Origin of the sequence: Streptomyces sp. NPDC005494 (assembly GCF_042872025.1) — a bacterium.
In the GTDB taxonomy this organism is placed as follows: Bacteria; Actinomycetota; Actinomycetes; order Streptomycetales; family Streptomycetaceae; genus Streptomyces.
The window spans coordinates 126,119-141,154 of the sequence record NZ_JBIAJR010000010.1 but is presented as its reverse complement, the minus strand read 5'-3'; the positions used below and the strand labels follow the sequence as shown (position 1 = coordinate 141,154).

The 15,036-nt window shown below is 70.2% G+C and carries 21 protein-coding genes; 4 read left to right on the top strand and 17 right to left on the bottom strand.

Features of this window, described 5'->3' with window-relative positions; genetic code table 11:
• Nucleotides 1-67: 67 nt before the first annotated feature.
• Nucleotides 68-400: a hypothetical protein gene (locus tag ACFYQ6_RS27020; RefSeq protein ID WP_051748620.1), complete on the top strand. Its 333-nt coding sequence runs from the start codon at nucleotides 68-70 to the stop codon at nucleotides 398-400.
• A gap of 158 nt (nucleotides 401-558) precedes the next feature.
• On the opposite strand, the gene ACFYQ6_RS27015 is transcribed toward ACFYQ6_RS27020, so the two are convergent.
• From ACFYQ6_RS27015 to ACFYQ6_RS26955, 13 genes are all read right to left on the bottom strand, one after another.
• Nucleotides 559-744: a DUF397 domain-containing protein gene (locus ACFYQ6_RS27015; protein WP_030637103.1), complete on the bottom strand. Its 186-nt coding sequence runs from the start codon at nucleotides 742-744 to the stop codon at nucleotides 559-561.
• Nucleotides 737-1,336: a DUF5753 domain-containing protein gene (locus ACFYQ6_RS27010; RefSeq protein ID WP_030637105.1), complete on the bottom strand. Its 600-nt coding sequence runs from the start codon at nucleotides 1,334-1,336 to the stop codon at nucleotides 737-739. Before ACFYQ6_RS27010 ends, ACFYQ6_RS27015 begins: the two co-directional genes overlap by 8 nt.
• Nucleotides 1,337-1,523: 187 nt before the next feature.
• Complete coding sequence (locus tag ACFYQ6_RS27005; protein ID WP_388765344.1) at nucleotides 1,524-3,686, bottom strand: cell division protein FtsK; 2,163 nt, start codon at nucleotides 3,684-3,686, stop codon at nucleotides 1,524-1,526.
• A gap of 85 nt (nucleotides 3,687-3,771) precedes the next feature.
• On the bottom strand, nucleotides 3,772-4,098 hold the full coding sequence (locus ACFYQ6_RS27000) for a hypothetical protein (RefSeq protein WP_388765342.1): 327 nt from the start codon (nucleotides 4,096-4,098) through the stop codon (nucleotides 3,772-3,774).
• A gap of 28 nt (nucleotides 4,099-4,126) precedes the next feature.
• Nucleotides 4,127-4,318, bottom strand: a complete 192-nt coding sequence (locus ACFYQ6_RS26995) for a hypothetical protein (RefSeq protein ID WP_360285893.1) — start codon at nucleotides 4,316-4,318, stop codon at nucleotides 4,127-4,129.
• Between the two features lie 82 nt (nucleotides 4,319-4,400).
• Nucleotides 4,401-4,700, bottom strand: coding sequence for a hypothetical protein (locus tag ACFYQ6_RS26990; protein WP_388765339.1), 300 nt, complete (start codon nucleotides 4,698-4,700; stop codon nucleotides 4,401-4,403).
• A complete protein-coding gene (locus ACFYQ6_RS26985) occupies nucleotides 4,697-5,758 on the bottom strand; it encodes a conjugal transfer protein (RefSeq protein ID WP_388765336.1) in 1,062 nt (353 codons plus the stop codon). Before ACFYQ6_RS26985 ends, ACFYQ6_RS26990 begins: the two co-directional genes overlap by 4 nt.
• Nucleotides 5,758-5,952 carry a hypothetical protein gene (locus ACFYQ6_RS26980; protein WP_030637114.1) on the bottom strand — a complete coding sequence of 65 codons (195 nt, stop codon included), beginning with the start codon at nucleotides 5,950-5,952 and terminating at the stop codon, nucleotides 5,758-5,760. The genes ACFYQ6_RS26985 and ACFYQ6_RS26980 overlap by 1 nt, the downstream gene beginning before the upstream one ends.
• Nucleotides 5,949-6,362, bottom strand: a complete 414-nt coding sequence (locus tag ACFYQ6_RS26975; protein WP_030637116.1) for a DUF6907 domain-containing protein — start codon at nucleotides 6,360-6,362, stop codon at nucleotides 5,949-5,951. Before ACFYQ6_RS26975 ends, ACFYQ6_RS26980 begins: the two co-directional genes overlap by 4 nt.
• On the bottom strand, nucleotides 6,359-7,051 hold the full coding sequence (locus tag ACFYQ6_RS26970; RefSeq protein WP_388765334.1) for a DUF6907 domain-containing protein: 693 nt from the start codon (nucleotides 7,049-7,051) through the stop codon (nucleotides 6,359-6,361). The genes ACFYQ6_RS26975 and ACFYQ6_RS26970 overlap by 4 nt, the downstream gene beginning before the upstream one ends.
• Before the next feature lie 632 nt (nucleotides 7,052-7,683).
• On the bottom strand, nucleotides 7,684-8,031 hold the full coding sequence (locus tag ACFYQ6_RS26965) for a hypothetical protein (protein WP_361575483.1): 348 nt from the start codon (nucleotides 8,029-8,031) through the stop codon (nucleotides 7,684-7,686).
• A 274-nt stretch (nucleotides 8,032-8,305) separates the two neighbouring features.
• On the bottom strand, nucleotides 8,306-8,743 hold the full coding sequence (locus ACFYQ6_RS26960; RefSeq protein WP_361575486.1) for an NUDIX domain-containing protein: 438 nt from the start codon (nucleotides 8,741-8,743) through the stop codon (nucleotides 8,306-8,308).
• A gap of 30 nt (nucleotides 8,744-8,773) precedes the next feature.
• The gene (locus tag ACFYQ6_RS26955; protein WP_361575489.1) at nucleotides 8,774-8,986 is read right to left on the bottom strand and encodes an SDR family oxidoreductase; all 213 of its coding nucleotides are present in this window, start codon (nucleotides 8,984-8,986) and stop codon (nucleotides 8,774-8,776) included.
• A 179-nt stretch (nucleotides 8,987-9,165) separates the two neighbouring features.
• On the opposite strand from ACFYQ6_RS26955, the gene ACFYQ6_RS26950 reads away from it, so the two are divergent.
• The gene (locus ACFYQ6_RS26950) at nucleotides 9,166-9,390 is read left to right on the top strand and encodes a cold shock domain-containing protein (RefSeq protein ID WP_361575492.1); all 225 of its coding nucleotides are present in this window, start codon (nucleotides 9,166-9,168) and stop codon (nucleotides 9,388-9,390) included.
• Between the two features lie 36 nt (nucleotides 9,391-9,426).
• On the opposite strand, the gene ACFYQ6_RS26945 is transcribed toward ACFYQ6_RS26950, so the two are convergent.
• The 3 genes from ACFYQ6_RS26945 to ACFYQ6_RS26935 all read right to left on the bottom strand — a co-directional run bounded on the left by ACFYQ6_RS26945 (nucleotide 9,427) and on the right by ACFYQ6_RS26935 (nucleotide 11,777).
• Nucleotides 9,427-9,882: an SRPBCC family protein gene (locus ACFYQ6_RS26945; protein ID WP_361575495.1), complete on the bottom strand. Its 456-nt coding sequence runs from the start codon at nucleotides 9,880-9,882 to the stop codon at nucleotides 9,427-9,429.
• A 419-nt stretch (nucleotides 9,883-10,301) separates the two neighbouring features.
• On the bottom strand, nucleotides 10,302-11,000 hold the full coding sequence (locus ACFYQ6_RS26940; RefSeq protein WP_361575498.1) for a DUF4232 domain-containing protein: 699 nt from the start codon (nucleotides 10,998-11,000) through the stop codon (nucleotides 10,302-10,304).
• Nucleotides 11,001-11,141: 141 nt separating this feature from the next.
• A complete protein-coding gene (locus tag ACFYQ6_RS26935; protein WP_361575501.1) occupies nucleotides 11,142-11,777 on the bottom strand; it encodes a VanZ family protein in 636 nt (211 codons plus the stop codon).
• 320 nt (nucleotides 11,778-12,097) lie between these two features.
• Here ACFYQ6_RS26935 and ACFYQ6_RS26930 point away from each other — a divergent pair, with 320 nt between their 5' ends.
• Both ACFYQ6_RS26930 and ACFYQ6_RS26925 read left to right on the top strand, forming a co-directional pair.
• A complete protein-coding gene (locus tag ACFYQ6_RS26930) occupies nucleotides 12,098-13,276 on the top strand; it encodes a sensor histidine kinase (protein WP_388765330.1) in 1,179 nt (392 codons plus the stop codon).
• Complete coding sequence (locus tag ACFYQ6_RS26925; protein WP_361575507.1) at nucleotides 13,276-13,926, top strand: response regulator transcription factor; 651 nt, start codon at nucleotides 13,276-13,278, stop codon at nucleotides 13,924-13,926. The genes ACFYQ6_RS26930 and ACFYQ6_RS26925 overlap by 1 nt, the downstream gene beginning before the upstream one ends.
• Nucleotides 13,927-14,279: 353 nt before the next feature.
• On the opposite strand, the gene ACFYQ6_RS26920 is transcribed toward ACFYQ6_RS26925, so the two are convergent.
• Nucleotides 14,280-14,894: a DUF6585 family protein gene (locus ACFYQ6_RS26920; protein ID WP_388765328.1), complete on the bottom strand. Its 615-nt coding sequence runs from the start codon at nucleotides 14,892-14,894 to the stop codon at nucleotides 14,280-14,282.
• Nucleotides 14,895-15,036: the final 142 nt, after the last annotated feature.

Sequence of the window (15,036 nt, the reverse complement as noted above, 5' to 3'; positions counted from 1 at the left end):
GCTCCGGCTGCTGCAATCCCGCGCAATCGCCAGGACCGCGCGTCGTGGCCGCTCCTACGGTCCAGCCATGGCCACATACACGAGCGCCGCAGCCTTCGTCTCCGCCGACTGGTGCCACTGGCACAAAGGTCCGTCCGGAACGGCCGTCCTCGTCGACGTCATCGAGCAGACCTCCGGCCCCGGGGCGGGCCTGTACGCGTGCGCCCCGTGCCGGGAGCAGCGTGGCCTGGTGCCGTTGGCCGAGCAGCCGCAGGAAGTCGCCTACCGCGCCTACTTGCTGCACACCACGGTCTGTGCCGACTGCGGCCGGCCCGGACGGTGCGACGACGGGACAAGCCTGTACGAGGCGTACCGGAACGCCCTGGCCACGGCCGATGAGGCACCCGCCTTTCGGACCTGAAGACGGGTCCGGACATACGGAAGCCCCCGCCGCAATTCTCCTGCGGCGGGGGCTTCCTGCTGTCACTCTACGGACGTCCGTAAGGTGATCACTTTCGAGGATCCTCGATAGTGAAAACGCTTATCACTCTGTCGGCGCCGCCAAAGTGATCCGAGCGGCTACACCTGGTGCGTCTTGGCCCAGTCGACGAGCGACGACCAGGCGGCCGGTTCCATGCTGACGCGTGGTCCGGTGCGCCGCTTCGAGTCGCGGACGAGCACGGCCCCGGGCGGCCGCGCTACCTCGACGCAGGCCGCGCTGTCCGTGTAGCTCGACAGCTGCCAGTTGAGTTCGTCGTCACGCATGGGATGCAACTCGGTTCCTCGCCGCCTCGATCATCCGAAGCGAGTCCGCCGGACTGGCGGCCCGCTGCTCCACATGATCTCCCGCGTGGAGGAACGACACGACGTGTTCGGGCCGGTTGAGCACGGTGGTCCCGGCCAGGTTCTCGACAAAAACGCTGCGCCCGGGCCGGGCGCGGTAGACGGTGAACGCCCCCGCCAGCCCCGGGTGCGCTTCACCCCGCTGCAGGACCCGCACTTCGAGCGACGGGCGCAGGGCGATCAAGTTCATAAGGTGGTCGAGCTGTGCGGCGAGGGTGGCCGGACCGCCGACACGCTGCGCCAGGACGTCCTCGCCGATCACGAAGCGGGCTCTCCGGCCTGCGGCACGTCCCAGCGTGTCGATGCGGCCCGTCCGGCCGGCGGCCCGCTCGTCGACGTCGTCGGCGGCCATGGCGGGCGCTGATGCGCCGATGGCGGCCCGCGCGTAGTCGGCGGTCTGGAGCATCCCGGGCATGAGGGTGGGATGCCATCCGGTGATGGTGTCGGCCGCGGCCTCGATGACGAGCAGGCGCTGCAGGTGCTCGTCGAGGGATGCGGGGTCGGTGGTCTTCAACGTCTCTCCTGGTGGGTTTCCGGGGGGTGCTTCGAACCCCCTCTACCGGCCTTACCTTGCAGGTCAGGAGTCCTTACCTGCCCCATGACCGGGGTAATGGGCCCCCGCTACTTCCGGGGCCCTCAGCGGGGCGCTGAGGGCGTCGGTAGCGGGGGCCCGTTGCGGGGTCGGGTAAGGGGAGCCCCCTCTACCCGAGGAGGATTTCCGGGGGCACGGCGCCCTCGATGTCGCGCCGCTGGTACCCGGCCGCGTTCGCGCCGCTGATCTTCACCTGCTTGCTGGTGCGCTTCACGCCAGCGGCCTCGAGCTCGGCGGCCAGGCGCTCGGCGTTGAAGTCGCCGTAGACGTCCTCGTCGAGGTTGACGAGACCGGCGAGCAGGTCCGTGGTGAACATGCGCGGACTGTGGCGCATGACCTCGAGGACGTCGGAGAGGATCGGCGCCAGCTTGACCCCGGCGGCGTCGGCGGCCGCGGTGACGTCCCCGGCGGCGTCCCCGGTGAGCTGGCCGGCGGCCTGCCGCAGCGCGCGGCCCTTCTGGCAGAGCAGGGCGAACCCGGTCCCGTCGAGGTAGTCGGCGCGCACGGTGACGTAGGAGGCGGGCCCGGTGACCAGCACGCCGGTGCCGACGTGGTCTTCGGACAGGACGGAGGCGTCGGCGCCCTGGGCGGCCTTGCCCTTGCCGAGCACCATGTCGGAGCTGGCCCGGTCGACGACCTGCGTCGAGTACCGCAGGGTGATGATCTCCCGCAGCTTGGTGGGCACACTCTCGGCGTCGGGCCGCTGGGAGGCGAAGTTCGAGACGAACCCGGCGGCCGGGCCGCGTCGGGCGATGCGGCACAGGTCGTTGATGACCTGCTCGCGATCTTCCTTCTCCATCGCTGTGAAGTACTCCTGCAGCTCGTCGATCGTCACGAAGATGACCGGCAGGTTGTACCGCTGGACGATCTCCGGCGTCAGCTTCCCCTCCGGGCAGATGGGCGTCGGCAGTTCCCGCAGAATCGCGAAGCGGCGTTCCATCTCCACCAGCAGTTCAGCGAGCATGGCCTTGAGTGCTTCGATCGCATCGTCCTCGGCGCCCATGACCAAGCGGTGCGCCACGGCCCGCATGGGCATCCAGTCGGCGCCGCCCTTGCCGTCGGCGACGTAGTGCCGCACGTAGGCGTCGAGGAGCCCTGCCGCCGTCATGAGGCGCTGCGTGAACGTCTTCCCGCGCCGGGGCAGGCCCCCGAAGAACATCGACTGCCACATGACCGGCACCTCGATGCGGTTGCCGCGGGCGTCCTGCCCAAACGGGATCGGGTCCCAGATCGAGAACCTTTCCGCCGTCGCGAACGGGGACGGGTTCGGCTTGCCGAGGTACGGGTCGTCGTCGGCCACCCACATGGACACCCGGCCGGCGTTACCGCCCTTGGCCGCGCGGACGCGGGACATGATGACCTGGATCTCATCGACCCCCAGTTCCTGGGCGATGACTTCCCGCTTGGCCAGCACGTCGGAGGCGGTCTTGCCGCCACCCCTGGGCAGGTCGAAGATCACCGCCCAGCCACGGCCGTCACGGACCGGACCCATCGAGCAAGACACCCGCGGAGCGTCCTTCTCGTCGTCAGTGGCGCGGCCGCTTTTCAGGAGGCCTGCCGCCCGCAACGCGTCGTTGAGCTGCTGCGCGGACATGTCCACCCGCAGCGGCGGGGCGCCCTGGTCCAGGAGGTGAGTCTCCTTCCCGCGGCCGAGGTAGGCGAGCGGCGTGACGATCGCCCCCGCCATGCCCGTCTGCAGCATCGGGTCGGCGAGCGCGATACCGATCGTCGCCGCGGCGACGGCGACGGCCGCCGTACCGAAGCGCCACCTCCGGGTCTGGGTGCGCTTGGCGTGCGCCATCTGCAGCCGCATCGCCAACTCGACGTCTTCGGGCTTGGCCTTGCTCTGCGCGCGGAGCGCCTTCACGGCGGCACTGTGGTCCTGCGCGGACAGCGTCGGCCACAGCCCTACGGTCGCCCGGTAGAAGCCGCGGGCGGCCAGCAGCAGCGTCTTCACCAGGTACTTGGGGGTGCGGACCCCGTGGTACCGGGCCTGCCACCAGGTGAGGCGCACGAAAGCGGCGACGTTGGCCTTGATAGAGGCAGTCGAGCGGGCCCACGCCGGAAGGACCGGGGCGTCGGGCACGGTCAGCCAGTCGGCAAGCGGGTTGTCCGGGCGGTCGACGGCCTCGAGGACTTCCGGGGTTTCCTCGGCCGGGGCCGTCTCCGGCGCGACCGGTCCGGCCGCCGGCTTGTCGAGGGCTTCCGGGGGGATGGGGTGCAGCTTCTCGATGGTGTGCCCGTTCAGGGGGCGGACCAGGGCGTCGGTCATGATGGGGTCTCCTGCTCTCTGCTGAGTGGCGGGTGGCACGGGGCGGCCGGCTGTCTTGGCGGATGACGGCCGCCCCGTGGCGTGGCTAGGACTGTTCGGCGCGGTGCAGGACGTTCTCGGAGCGCCGCAGCTGCTTCTCGGCGGCCTTCAGGGCGTCGCGGGCGACGGCCCGGTCGGCACCCCATTTGCTGGTCTTGACCTGGGCCTTGGCGTCGGCGACGGCCTGCCGGTCGGCGTCCGTCTTGGACTGCAGGGCGGCGAGCTCCCGGGCGCCGCGCTCGGCGGCCTTGGCGTCGATCTCGTGCATGCGGCGGGTCACCGCGGGATCAAGGTTGTTGCCGAGGGCCTGGTGGGCGCCCCTGAGAAACAGGCGGCGGCGTTCACGGGACTCGGATCGGGTGTAGCTGTACATGAGGTGTCCTTCCTGGTTGGTGAGCTGGTCAGGCGGGGGTGATGTCGCGGGCGCTGACGATGTCGTCCCGGCAGATGCGGTCGGTGTCCATGGCGATACGGACTTCGCCGTTGCCGAGGTGCTCCAGGAGGGTGACCTGCTGGCCGGTGCGCTTGAGGCGGTACTGGGTGCTGGGCTGCGTGGTGGGAGTGGTCGCGGTCGGGCGCTTCTTGCCGAACATGGCGGGTCCTTTCGGGGGTGAGCTCGGGGCTGTCCCGGCTCCCCTTGGCGCCCGGTCACACTCCGGGCGCCGCGGGCAGCCGTCAGCCCTTGCAGATGTCCTGCCAGACGGACCGGAGGACGAGGACGCAGATAGTGAGGGCGACCGCGCTGATAGCGACGGCGATCGCGGACACGGCGACGGCGAGGAGGAAGACGGACCCGCCGACCCCGATGCCCACCCACTTCGCCGCGGACCCGGAGGACCGGGCGGCCGGCGGGTGCTGGCACGTGTGCTGCTGGGTGAGCTGCTGCGCCTGCAGCAGAGCCGTGATGAGGGCCAGTTGCTCGGAGTTGTGCGCGGCGTCGACCGCTTCACGCGCGGCGTTCTCGAGGTCGCTCATGCGCCCTGCTCCTTCACGAGGGCGATCCTGGGGGCGGCCTTCTCGGCGGCAAGGCGGTCGCGCTCCTCGTCGAGGCGGGCGAACACCTTCTTCACGTAGGACGGGCTACGGGTGGCCTGGCGGGCCGTTTCGGTGGCCGAGGTACCTAGCACCCACCCCGCCCGAATCACGTTGGCAGCGGCTTCGGTCGGCAACCTGTCGTCGGCGTCGACGGGCACCCCGTCGTCCGGGTCAGGTTCGGGTGTCACCAGGGGCCACACCTTGCGGTCACCGCAGATGACCAGCGGCTTTGCCGCCGGGGCGGGCTTGGCCTGCTCGATCGCTGCGGGCTGGGTGCCGGTCACCTCGTCCGGGGTGTCCGTGGACACCTCGACGCGCTCGACGACGACCTGCGCGGCAGGCTGCGGGGTGTCCACCGAGAGCATGTCGAGCAGCGCCGCGTCCGCCCCTTCGGTGAGCCGGTCACGCTGCACCTGCACCAACTGGCCACCGAGCTCGGTGTCGCCGACACCCACCCGCTTCGCCAGGCGCCACGACTTGCGCTCGGAACTCTTCCGGGCCCGGTCGCTGGGATGGTTCGCCGCGCGCGCCCGGTGGTAGGCCAGCTGCTGCACCGTCTCTGCGTTGCGGCGCCGCACCTCCATATCGACGCCCGTTCGGTAGACGACGACACGGCGCGACAGGAAGGCGATGCCCTCCGCGGCGGCCGTGATCGCCATCGGGGTGAGGCTGTAGACGATCGCCTCACCGGCGCCCTTTGCGGCGGTGGCACCCATGGCCGCGGCGGACGCCGGGAGCGCCCACAGGGCAACACGGACGATGGTCGGCGAGGACTGTCCCAGCATGGTTGTCACCAGAAGCACCAAGGCCGCGACGGCGGTTGCACCCTCACCGGCCGCCAGGGCGCCGACCGCCGTGTCGCTGCCGTACTTCCCGGAGATGTTGTGGAACGTGCCGACGCCGCCGGCCACACCGACCGCCACCATCGGAATGACGGCGGCGACCAGGACAGCGGCCTGCCCCTTGGTGAGCGTGGGCATCTGCTCGTTGTCGTTCATCACTCGCCCACCTTTCCGAGAGCAGAGCGCACCGCACGGTGCGCGAGGAGGTTCACGCCGTGCCGGTCACCGCAGCGGTTCGCGGAGATCAGATCGGCGAGCAGGACAGAAACCGGGGGAAGGGGCCGGACCTCCCGGGAGGCCGCGCGAACCGCGGCCTCCTCGGTCGGCCGGCGGACCAGGGCGAGGCTCACAGGCCCTCCGCCCGGATCGCTTCGAGCTGGCCGGCCATCGCCGCGATGTGGTCGGCATGAGCGCGGAGGGCGGCGGCGATACGGCGGGCGCCGGTCGGGCCGGTCTCCTGGTGCCCGTCATCCGTCTCGACGGCCAGGAACACTTGCGCGCGGTCGCTGTACGGCCACTGCACCAGGCCCACCTCGACGAGGCCCGTCGGGCCGTGCTCCGGGAGGTCCACCAGGGCCCACACCGGGTTGCCGCGGTGCGTGATCTCCGCCTTCGCCGGGGGGTGCCGGTAGCCGTGCTCGGAGATGCACCACGACGGACACAGGATCCGGACGGGACCGGCGTCCGACGTCGGCACCGTGAACGTGCCGTCAGCGTTCCGGACGGGCGGGCGGGCCACGACCGGGCGGTCGGCGCTCATCGGCCGGCCTGCTCGGCCAGCGCGCGGATCTGAGCGGCGAACGCCACCAGGTCGTCGGCGAACTCGAGGGCCTGCGCGGGCGTCATGGCGAACGTGTCGCTCTCGTCGTCGAGGACGATGTGCGGCGCCTGGAAGGGCACGACGGTGCCGAACGTGTCCGCGTTCAGGCGGGCGTGCAGCAGGGGTTCCGGCACTCCGTCCATCCGCGGGACCAGCAGGTCCACCGACTCGCCCGCGTGGTAGACGTCGACCAGGAAGCCCTCGACGTGGTCGGAGTTGCACCAGGCCGGGCACTCGATGTGGACGAGACTGCCGCCCACCGTCGCCGGACGCAGCCGCGGGGCGGACGTGGCGCGCTTGCCGTAGCTCTGCTGGGTCGGCGTGATGCGGGCGAGCAGGTCCCGGACGACCGGCTCACGGTCGGCCTGCGGCAGCGTCCGCTCGATCTGGATCTCGGCGGACCCGACGCGGCCGACGAACCAACCGACGAGCCCCTCGGCGGCGAGCTCGCCCTGCGGTACCTCGATGATGCGGACGCCGAGGACGGACAAGAGCTCGCTCACGGGGATGGTGGCGACCTGGCCGAGCGTCATGGACTTCCAGACGTCGGCCGGCTTCTGCTGCGGCTGCGACGCGGGGGCAACCAGGCCGCCGGACGGCTTGACCTGTGCGGGTACGGTGTTCTGCATGGTTCGACTCCCTTGTACGAGGGGTTCGGACCTAGGCCCTTCTCGGTGGTTGCACACCGGGTTGGGCCGTTCCGCGTTCTGCGGAAGGTCGTGAGTCCACCATACACAGGAAGTATCCAAAGTGAATACCTCTTGCAAGAAGATGGATATGGAGTCCGAGACACTCCAGTACGCAAGCCGTACACATCAGTACGGGATAGTCTCGGATACCCCGGGAGACTCGCATACGTCAAAAGTGCAGGTCAAAAGGGGTTCGAGGGCATCCCCACTGGTCCAACCAAGCCCTACAACGGACTCCTAAAGCGGGTGTCGCAGGTTCGAATCCTGCCGGGGGCACAAACAGAAGGGCCAGCTCAGGAGGGGTTTCCTTCCAGGCTGGCCCTTCGTCGTTTCAGGAGCCGCGCCCCGCGCGTGCCACTTCGCCCCCATCCCCACCCTCGGCGACCCGCCCGCACCTGGGCAGGAAGCCCTGGAACAGGTTGCCCACCGCAGGCCTACGCAGAGTGCCGAATGGTCTGCAGCAGCCCGCCGGACCCATGGTGGTGGTGCAGCGCACTTCGATCGCGTCCCCAAGGGCCCCTCTCTCGGAGATGCCCCGTACTGACGGCGACGGGGCATAAGCGGGCAGGGAGCTACTTCCCGATGCTCACACGGTCGTTGTCAAGCAGCGAAGTGTGCGTCGCGGAAGCCACGATGAGGAAGATCAGCAGCATGCCGACGAACGGGCTTTCGCCGTTCACTGCGGTGCTGACGCCCAGGACGAGTACCTCGGCAGCGACGTAGACGGCTGCCAGCCACGGCTTGATGACGCCCTTCACCGCCGCAACGACGAACGGCACCGCTGCGCCGATGCTGATCGTGACGATCGGCACCAGGATCCAGATCACCTTGGCCAGGGTGGAGTTGAACATGCGTGGCCGAGCAGCAGGGATCGTCGCGGTGACGAATGGGCTCGACTGCGGCTGATACGGGTTGGTCATGGCATCCCCTGGCGTGTCGATACGGAGCGCTTCTCCCCATACACAACGTGTGGACGGTGGGGGCGTGACGGCTTTGTGCGGAGTGTTCCAGCGTCAGCGAAGCCGGATAGGCGGGAGAGGCTCCTCCTCGTACAGCCGGTGAGCGGCGGTGCGATGGCGGCGGGCAGAGCAGTTCTCCGTTATCGCGGGTGGAGATCGTTCCGGCTTCCCCATGCACGCCCCGACGGGGCCGGCGCCCGGCCTCCGGCCCCGTCGGCATTCTCACGTTCGTCTCTCAGGCCGTAGCGACACCTGAGAGAGTTCCGTCACCGAGGGCGCCTCGGAGGACGTGGGCGATCTCCTCGGGCCTGAGATCGATGCCGTCGATCCCCTCCACGGTCAGCGGAATCTCCTCCAGTGCGTACTCGCCCCGGCCCTGGGCACTGAACTCCGGCCCGGTGCGGTCATCGAAGGACCAGGTCGCAATGCGGGTGAGGTAGAACAGCTGAAGCTCGTCTTCGGACTCCATCGTGTGCAGGAGCCGGACGATGTCCGCCTTCCCCGCGATCTCCTCGTGGATCTCCCGGTGAAGGGCGGCCTCCCGGGACTCGTCTTCGGCTTCGACCCCTCCCCCGGGAAGCACCCAGTACACGGGAACTCCTGGCTTGGTACGGCGGATGACCAGCATCGTGTCGTGCTCGGTGACGAGGACGGCGCGGACTCGTTCAATCATTCGGCTCTGTCTCCTTGCTTGTTGACGGTCTCAGTGCAGCAGCCAGCCGCCATCAACGTGGACTGATCGGCCAGTGATGAACGATGCGGAGGGCCCGACGAGCAACGCCACGAGCGCCGCGGCATCTTCAGGCCGCTCCCGGCGGGGAACACACTGGCGCTTGATCTGGTCCTCCGGGCCGGCGCGATGGCGGGCGGGGATCGCGGTCTCGGCCTCGACCTGGATGGCGCCGGGCAGGACCAAATGTTGACGCAGACTCCGTACTGGCCCAGTTCACGGGTGAGGGATCGGGTGAGGCACAGGCACGGGACACGTGGGTAGGCCCCAGCGTTGTTCACGAGGATGTCGACGGGGCCCGCCTCTGCACGGACCAAGCTCCGGCGCCAGCCGCGTCGGCACAGTGAAGCCATAGACTTCCGGTCATGGTGACCGCGACTGTCCGAGAGTGGAGCGACGAAGAGGGGTGGGGTGTTCTCGACTCGCCCGAGACCCCCGGTGGCTGCTTCGGCCACTATTCCGACATCCAGGCGGCCGGGTTCCACACGCTGTCGGCCGGGCAGCAGGTCGACCTCACCTGGGAAGCCCCCGGCTTCAAGCAGGACGGGTACGACTATCGCGCGGTGAGCATCGTGCCTCGTGCTGTCTGACATCCGGAGCTGACCGCGACGACGGCGTAGGTCCACTCACCGGTGCCGGTCGCTCGCGACATGTTCACGCACCGCGATCCGGGCCAGCTTCGTCAGCATCATGCCGTTGCGAACCGCCACGAGGTAGTCCACGGGGAGGCCGTGCATCCGCGTGCCCGGGCCACGGAGTGGATGCCAGTCGAGCGTGAAGAGGGTGTGCTCGGCCCAGGGGGTCAACGTCATGGCGATGCGTGCTGCACCGAAGGCACCTGCCTTCGCTTCCAGTTGCAGGCGGTGTCCTGGTTCGGAGATGCGGACCACACAGGTGTCGTCGAGGGTGACAGGGCCGGCCCCGACGCGGACTTTCAGCCGGGCGCCGACGTCCGGCCAGTGCGGGTCCACGGCGAGGACCTGCTGGGTCCCGGTCACCCACTCCCCGTAGCGGCGGCCGTCCGACAGCAGGCGCCAGATCTCGGGCGGCGAGCTCAGGATCAGCCGGCGATTCCGGGCCATGATCACGCTCCTGGAGGACAGCACGGCGGGCAGTTCGTCATGGCGCCCCCGGGACGAGGACGTCCGGCCCGGTCGGCGCTCAGCAGCTGGGCGGTGCGGTGCCGTGCGACGCGGCCGCGGGTCCCGGCCGCTTCACGAGCCGGTAGGTGAGCCCTGCGCATGGGGTCACTTCTCCGGCCCTCCCACGGGCTCGTCCTCCAGCGTCCTGCCGATCGCACCCTCTGCACAGTCCGGGAGATCCGGACGGGTGAATCGGCACGTCCGGTGACGCCTGGCCGGGAGGGAGGGCGAGCGCCTGCGCCCGGTGGGGCAGGCGGCACGTCCCGCGTTCGCGGCGCCCCTGCGGCACGCACCGAGCGCGCGGTGTGAGGACGCACACCGCGCGCTCGCTCGCCCCGTCGCCGGGGCGGGGCCGGGTCTCAGGAGGTGAAAGGGACGGCGGCCTGCGGGTCGGTGTGCCAGTTCGTGACGACCGGCTTGTCGACGAGGACGCTGCCGACCTTGAGCGAGATGGGGTTCGGGTCGTCGCCGGTGACGGAGACGATGACCGTGGTGTACTCGGTGCCGCCGTCGCTGCTGGTGCTCTTCGGGCTCACACCGGCGTACACCGTCTTGCCGCCGGACAGGGTGATCTCCTCGCCGGCGGACTGCTCGGCGGGGCCGGCCTCCGTGCCGCCCGAGCCGAAGGCGATGACGGGCAGACCGCCGGGCAGGACACAGGTGATGCCCGACTTCGCCTTGACGCTGATCTGGTAGTAGCCGCCTGCCTGGGTCTTCTCCTCGCCGTGCCAGTCCAGATCGTTCGTGCCGCAGGACTGGCCGTAGCCGGTCTTGTCGCCCGCCTCCGAGGAGCCCGATGAGGAGTTGGCGGAGGAGTCCGCGGAGGTGTCGTCCGCGCCGCCCGCGGCCTGGCCGGAACCGGAGTCCGCGGCCTTGTCCTGGGACTTCTGGGAGCCCTGGGACTTCTCGGGCGAAGCCGAAGCGACGGCCTCAGGGGTGCCGGCGTCGGACTCGGCGACAGCCGAGGCTCCGGTCGCGCCTTCCTCGCAGGCGGTCGTCAGAAATCCGGCGGTGACAGCGACGGTGACGACGAAGGCGTTGCGCAGACGGCGGTTCATGGTGGTGGGTTTCCTTCCCGGAATGATCAAAAGGTGTTCAGGAGCGGGCGCACGAGCCGTACGTCCCGGGTGCGGCGCAAAAAGCAGAGGAGAGGCAGAGGTGGAGGTGGAAACAGAAGCGGAGGCAGCGGAAGCGTGAGGTCAGGGGCGGACGACGGGGGCCGCGATCGGGGCCTGTCCGGGTGCGCCGGCGGGTGCTGTCCGGCCCCGGTCGTCCTGGAGCGCGGCGGAGCGGGGCAGCGAGGCCGCCAGGAGCGGCCCACTGAGGGCCGGTGCGCGCAGGGCGAGCGTCACCAGGGCGTAGCCCGCGATGCCGCCGAGCGTGTTGGCCAGGACGTCGTTGATGTCCACGGAGCGGCCGTTGTTCAGGACGATGTAGGACAGCAGTTGCGTGGCTTCCAGGAACAGGCTGGCCGCCGCCGTCATCAGAGCCGCCCGCGACCACGAGGTCGCGTGCCGGAACAACAGGGGCAGCAGGAAGCCGGCCGGCACCATCATGATGACGTTGGGGATCATGGTGACGTCGGCGGTGAGCAGCGGGATGGGGTTGATCTGCCCGACCCAGGAGGCCTGGTTGGCGTACTCGCCCCACGTCACGTTCAGCGGAAAGACCGTCAGGGACAGTACGGCGGTCACGTAGACAGCTGCGGCGAGCTGCAGCAGGGCGCGGCGCTTGTTCCACGCTCCGCGCCACACCTGGACGGCGGTGCCGGCTGCGAACAGGACGAGCAGGGGGCCGAGAACGGGTGCGGAGTCCACCTGGAAGCGAATGTCCATGAGGGGCGATCCTTCGGTCGGGGCGAGCTGCGCTGACGTGCTCCACTCTCCTTCCGGGACCAGGCCCCGCGGATCTTCCGAAAGGCCCATTCCCCGGCGGACGGCTACGACTTTCGGCAGAGCGTCCCCCTCGGCGAGCGCGGCTGAGGGCTGTCCCGTAATCCGTGGTGGATCAGCGCGCGGCGTCAGATGCGGTGCATCGCAAGGCCGAGGGACGTCCGCATACTGGATGTATTCGGACGTTCCGACAACGCTGCGAGGTGCCGTAGCTGTCGTCGTGCGCCCGCCAGGGATCGCGGGACAGCCCTTAAGGTCTGACCATGTTCAGATCACCGCGCGCCGCGGCCGTCGGCCGGTTCGTAGGCAGCGCCCTGTTGTTCTGCGTCCTCGGCGTGGCCCTGCTGATCGACCTGAGCGTCGGGACCCTCGAACATCAGGGCACCGGCGTCGTGTTGTTCGTGTCGACGGCCGCGGCGGGCGCGGGGGCCTTCCCCGCCGTGGGCATCAAGCTGCCCCCCGCGCCGCTGGCGTGGGCGGCGTGCGGTGTGGCCGTGGTGTCGCTGGCCTGCTCGGCCGGGCTGGGTGCGATGGCGCGCGGCGGGACGAACCTGGACGACGCATCCGACGCCTACACCCTGTTCGAGCCGGCCGCCCTCATGGTGCTGCTGCACGTGACGGCACGGCGTGGCTCCCCGGCCGGCACGGCCGTCGCCCTGCCGCTCCTCATGACCGCCCTGATCCTGCGTCCGCTGGTGATCGAGGTGGACGAGTCCAGCAGCATCCTCGCGCTCATCCTGACCCTGCTGGCCAGCGGAGCGCTGGCCTCCGGCCTCACCAGCAGGCTGGTCGCCGTCTCCCGCCGGCAGCGCGAAGCGCAGATCAGGCTCGAACAGCGACTGGGCTTCGCCCGCGACCTGCACGACTTCGTGGCTCACCACATATCCGGCATCGTGGTCCAGGCGCAGGGTGCCCGTGCCGTGGCGGCGAAGAAACCGCAGGCGGTGGGCGGCGCCCTCGAACTGATCGAGACCACCGGAGCCGAAGCCCTGACCGCCATGCGCAAGATGGTCGGCGCCTTGCGGGACGACACCCTGCCGCACGCACAGGCACCGGGCACGGACGCCGTCCGAGCTCTCGTCGCCGAGTGCCGGCTGCCCGGAGCCACGGTGGGCTTCACCGAGACCGGCCCGGCCGGCAGCCTCCCCGCGAACGCCGCCCACCTCGTGGAACGCGTGGTCATGGAGGCGCTGACCAACGTCCGCAAGCACGCCCGCGACTGCACCGACGCGCAGGTGCACCTCGACGTCTCCCGCCGCCGGGTCACCGCGCGGATAACCGACGACGGTACTCACGGCCCGTCCGACGGCTCCGGCTACGGACTGCGCGGCCTGCGCGAGGTCACCGACGCCGCCGGGGGCACGTTGACCGCGGGACCCGGTCCCGAGGCCGGGTGGCACGTCGAGCTCGAACTCCCCCTCCCTCTCCGGCAGGTGTCCTGATGACCATCCGTGTCCTTCTCGCGGACGACCAGACGATCGTCCGCACCGGCATGGCCATGATCCTGGCGGCCGAGGACGACATCGAGGTCGTCGCCCAGGCCGCCGACGGGGTCGCCGCGATCCAGCAGTCGGACCAGCACCGCCCCGACGTGGTTCTCATGGACATCCGCATGCCACGGCTGAACGGCATCGAGGCGCTGAGGCACCTGCACCGGCCCGGGGCCGCGCACACGCCGAAGGTCGTCATGGTGACGACGTTCGACGACGACGAGTACGTCCACCAGGCTCTGCACGCCGGAGCCTGTGGCTTCCTCCTCAAGGACGCCGGTCCTCGTCTGCTGGCCGAGGCGGTCCGCTCCGCGGCCTCCGGCGAGGCCCTGATCAGCCCCTCCATCACCGTCCGCCTGCTCCAGCAGTTCGCCCGCCCCGGCTCGGCCCCCGTCCCGGCGCGGCCGTCACCCCTGTCCCAGCGCGAGACCGAGGTCGCCGCGCTGGTCTCCCGGGGGCACACGAACATGGAGATCGCCGCCGCTCTGCACATCAGCGCGGGGACGGTGAAGACGCATCTCACCAACATCCAGAGCAAACTCGGCGTCCGCAACCGGGTCGAGATCGCGGCCTGGACCTGGGAGTCGGGGCTCGCCCGCTGACCGCCGCGCAGGACCCTTCAGGCGGGTCGGTACCGACGGAACCCGGGAGTCCGAGCTCAGAAGATCCTCAGGACTTTCCGTTACGGGTTCCGCCGACGACCGCCGGGTGCCATGTTCGTCTCCCCACGGCACACGATCACGTGCCGTGGGCCACCGATGTCAGCGTGCTGACGTCAGCCATCCGAGGAGACGAACATGCTCTCAACCCTGGGCGCCGGCACCCTGATCGCCGCAGCCGTCACGGTGCTCGCCGTCGCCGGCCTCGCCGTGTTCGCCGTGGTGCGGTTCGTCGCACGGAGCCGGTAGCGCCGAAGGGGGCGGCTGAAGGGACCGGGCGGAGCCGAAGGGCCGTCTCATGTGCAGCCCATGCGCCGGCAGATGGCGCAGAACAGGTGCAGGTTGGCGACGTGGGGGACGAGCACCGACGGCAGGGCCTGACCACGGCGGTGCGCGCCCGGGAAGGTGATGTGGCCGTTGGAGGGACCGATCCGCGTCAGGTCGGTCCACGCGGCGGAGCGCGCCTTCACCGATACGCCCGCGCCGCTCAGCGCCACCGCGCCGAAGCGCACGGTCTCGCCCCGCGCGAAGCGTTCCAGCACGCGGGTCATCTGTGCGCGGGCGATCCTCTCCTGGATGTACGGACCCCAGTCGCCCTCGAAGGTGAACGGCGCGCCCTTCACCAGTGACGTGATGCCGAGCTCCTCCCGCCGGCCCGGGAGGACCATGTCCAGGCCGCGTCCGATGCCCACGGCGGCCCCGCTCCGGTCGAACAGCGTGTACCTGGCGTCCGCCACGGCCGTGCCGTTGATCGTGCTGATGCTCTGCAGAACGCTCGCCGTCTCCCAGTCGTACGCCGCCCGGTAGCCTTCGGGGCCCGTGACGACGAGGCCGTTGTCGGGCGGATCCTGGAGAGCCTGGTCGACACCAGTCTGCTCCAGCAGCACCGGCCGGGCCGCTACCGGCTGCACGACCTGGTCAGGGTCCACGCGCGGCGGCTCGCCGAAGCCGCACCCGCCGAAGCCGACGCGGCACGGGCCGCCGCGCTCCGCCTCCATCTGGCCGCCGGCCGGATCGCGAGCGACTGGGGCACAGGCGGTTTCCCCTCGGGCC

Bases quoted from the DNA above. Each gene is read 5' to 3' on its own strand.
- ACFYQ6_RS26965 (WP_361575483.1), bottom strand. From the start codon at position 8,031: ATGACCAACCCGTATCAGCCGCAGTCGAGCCCATTCGTCACCGCGACG.
- ACFYQ6_RS26975 (WP_030637116.1), bottom strand. From the start codon at position 6,362: ATGAGCGCCGACCGCCCGGTCGTGGCCCGCCCGCCCGTCCGGAACGCT.
- ACFYQ6_RS26925 (WP_361575507.1), top strand. From the start codon at position 13,276: ATGACCATCCGTGTCCTTCTCGCGGACGACCAGACGATCGTCCGCACC.
- ACFYQ6_RS26935 (WP_361575501.1), bottom strand. From the start codon at position 11,777: ATGGACATTCGCTTCCAGGTGGACTCCGCACCCGTTCTCGGCCCCCTG.
- ACFYQ6_RS26990 (WP_388765339.1), bottom strand. From the start codon at position 4,700: ATGAGCGACCTCGAGAACGCCGCGCGTGAAGCGGTCGACGCCGCGCAC.
- ACFYQ6_RS26950 (WP_361575492.1), top strand. From the start codon at position 9,166: ATGGTGACCGCGACTGTCCGAGAGTGGAGCGACGAAGAGGGGTGGGGT.
- ACFYQ6_RS27020 (WP_051748620.1), top strand. From the start codon at position 68: ATGGCCACATACACGAGCGCCGCAGCCTTCGTCTCCGCCGACTGGTGC.
- ACFYQ6_RS26970 (WP_388765334.1), bottom strand. From the start codon at position 7,051: ATGCAGAACACCGTACCCGCACAGGTCAAGCCGTCCGGCGGCCTGGTT.
- ACFYQ6_RS27005 (WP_388765344.1), bottom strand. From the start codon at position 3,686: ATGACCGACGCCCTGGTCCGCCCCCTGAACGGGCACACCATCGAGAAG.
- ACFYQ6_RS26930 (WP_388765330.1), top strand. From the start codon at position 12,098: ATGTTCAGATCACCGCGCGCCGCGGCCGTCGGCCGGTTCGTAGGCAGC.
- ACFYQ6_RS27015 (WP_030637103.1), bottom strand. From the start codon at position 744: ATGCGTGACGACGAACTCAACTGGCAGCTGTCGAGCTACACGGACAGC.
- ACFYQ6_RS27000 (WP_388765342.1), bottom strand. From the start codon at position 4,098: ATGTACAGCTACACCCGATCCGAGTCCCGTGAACGCCGCCGCCTGTTT.
- ACFYQ6_RS26960 (WP_361575486.1), bottom strand. From the start codon at position 8,743: ATGATTGAACGAGTCCGCGCCGTCCTCGTCACCGAGCACGACACGATG.
- ACFYQ6_RS26945 (WP_361575495.1), bottom strand. From the start codon at position 9,882: ATGGCCCGGAATCGCCGGCTGATCCTGAGCTCGCCGCCCGAGATCTGG.
- ACFYQ6_RS26985 (WP_388765336.1), bottom strand. From the start codon at position 5,758: ATGAACGACAACGAGCAGATGCCCACGCTCACCAAGGGGCAGGCCGCT.
- ACFYQ6_RS26940 (WP_361575498.1), bottom strand. From the start codon at position 11,000: ATGAACCGCCGTCTGCGCAACGCCTTCGTCGTCACCGTCGCTGTCACC.
- ACFYQ6_RS26995 (WP_360285893.1), bottom strand. From the start codon at position 4,318: ATGTTCGGCAAGAAGCGCCCGACCGCGACCACTCCCACCACGCAGCCC.